This is a genomic window from Pseudomonas spelaei (assembly GCF_009724245.1).
GTDB classification, from domain to species: Bacteria; Pseudomonadota; Gammaproteobacteria; order Pseudomonadales; family Pseudomonadaceae; genus Aquipseudomonas; species Aquipseudomonas spelaei.
In genome coordinates this window covers 1-523 of the sequence record NZ_WNNK01000081.1, presented here as the reverse complement: position 1 = coordinate 523, position 523 = coordinate 1, and the positions used below count along the sequence as shown (strand labels likewise).

The following is a 523-nucleotide window of genomic DNA, read 5'->3' as shown; positions in this document are numbered from 1 at the left end:
AACCATTGTGTTCTTACAGACCGGCTACAACGTGTATACGCTACAACAGGCAGCCAGACGGTCATGGAGGATTGGGCAGAAGCATCCGGTGCGGGTGATCTTCTTTGGCTATGCAGGCAGCTCGCAGATTACCTGCCTGCAGTTGATGGCCAAAAAAATTGCCGTGGCTCAAAGCACGTCGGGAGACGTTCCAGAGTCTGGTCTCGACTCGCTGAACCAGGATGGGGACTCGGTTGAGATGGCACTGGCAAGGCAGCTTATCGCTTCATAGTGTGACGGCCACCTTCGGGTGGCCTTTTTCATTGTGAGTGGACAACTGCCCGGGCCAACCCGTAAAAGGATAATTGCGAGGCAATGAAATTGAAAGCCAACGCAAGCACGTCATTAGAGGGTTTGATCGAGAAATGGGGGGCGTATTCGACAGCGTTGCGAGTCTAGACTTTCGCCGAGACTTTGATTTCGGCGCCTCCCCCTCACCCTAGCTCCAGGCTACTCATAGGTCATCGTAAACGTCAGTGACGAA

General features: G+C 53.5%; 1 pseudogene. It reads left to right on the top strand.

Going from position 1 to position 523, the window contains the following annotated elements:
• Window positions 1-271 (top strand): annotated as a pseudogene (locus GNF76_RS29500) (helicase-related protein); the annotation flags it as partial.
• Window positions 272-523: the final 252 nt, after the last annotated feature.